The sequence below is a fragment of the Oleiphilus sp. HI0128 genome, from assembly GCF_001635365.1.
The window spans coordinates 1-1,456 of record NZ_LWGG01000756.1 but is presented as its reverse complement, the minus strand read 5'-3'; the positions used below and the strand labels follow the sequence as shown (position 1 = coordinate 1,456).

Sequence of the window (1,456 nt, the reverse complement as noted above, 5' to 3'; positions counted from 1 at the left end):
AATGACTCAGCAGCGCGTATACCTGCAACCACAATAACAAATGCCGCCAAAACAAACAGCGTACGTGCTGCCGATGAAAACCCAGAGATCTGATGCATTGCCAACTCCTTTAGCAGGATGTTCCCACGAGATCTAATTGTTAATTAGCAGGGCAAATCGCGATACCGTGATTGTGAATTTCGACCAAGCTACTATGCAGGCTCTTCACCGCCAAGTCATAGTCGTCTTCGTTGACAACAAACTGCATGTCAACTTGTCGCATAGATTGATGCATTGCTAAAACACTAATTTCCTGCTGTGCCAGCGCCTTGACCGTCACCGCCAACATACCAGGCACTTGCATATTACTGCCAATCGCCGAAACAATCGCAACTTTGCACTGGTCAATCTCGGCCTCAGGAAAACATTTTTCCAGAGCACCGTATATACGCTTTACTGTTTTCAGGTTTGTAGCAAGATAATGAGTAATGGTGTTCGCATTAATATCTTTAGAAACAACATGGCCTTTGAAGCGCCTGATCAGCTCAAGAATTTTCTGGTCATAAGTATCGACACTACCCGTCATCCCCTGATCGAACACTTCCAGTGCATAGATGCCCTTGCAACCTGCAATAATTTCGACACAAGGCTCGTCACTGACATAGTCTCCGGTGATAAGTGTACCAGGATGGTCAGGCTCAAAAGTATTCTTAACTCTTAAAGGAATACGGTTACTACGTAAACCCTTGGCCGCTTTAGGGTGAATAGCTTCCATTCCCAGGTTAGCTAACTGATCGGCAACATCATAGTTTGTCCGTCCGATAGGAATAGCATTTTCTTCACCAACCAAACGAGGATCAGCCGTGCTCAAGTGAAATTCTTTATGGATGATGGTTTCACGCGCTTCGGTCAATACAGCGATGCGGCTAAAGGTCATTTCACTATAGCCACGGTCAAAAGTAGACATCAAGCCTTCCTCGCTATGCGCATAACCCGTCGCGATAGGTATCTGACTTGCCAAATCCAAGCCTTGAAACGCTTCAACGATCCGCTCATCCAAAGAGGTATGCTGTGCCGCGCGCCAGCCAGTTAAATCAACAAAACAAGCATTGAAACCGTCACGTTCAAGAAGCTTTGCAGTGTTCCAAGCGCTATGAGCCTCACCGATACTCGCCAACATTTCCCGAACAGTCGCCAAATGTGCGGAAAGCTCAAAATGCCCGTGTTGACAAAGTCTTTGAAGATCAACAAGACACTGCTCTGCATCATCCAGACGCTCGCCAATAAAACTATTCGCCTGCTGCAAAAGCTCACCTTCACCAAATAAGCCTGCGTTTATGGCCTGCATATCAGCTTTCACTTGCTGCAGCGCCTGGTGCCAACTCTTGTCTTTCAAGCCGTTGGCAAATAACGCATAGATTCCTGGCTGGCTAGTCTTTTTGTGCTCTAACAAAGCGTCTGTCATGCCGCCATACGC

At 46.8% G+C, this 1,456-nt stretch carries 1 protein-coding gene; it reads right to left on the bottom strand.

What is annotated here, in order from left to right; translation table 11 throughout:
* Positions 1-139: 139 nt before the first annotated feature.
* A partial coding sequence (locus A3763_RS10315; protein ID WP_068760006.1) for an aspartate kinase occupies positions 140-1,456 on the bottom strand: 1,317 nt, incomplete at its 5' end.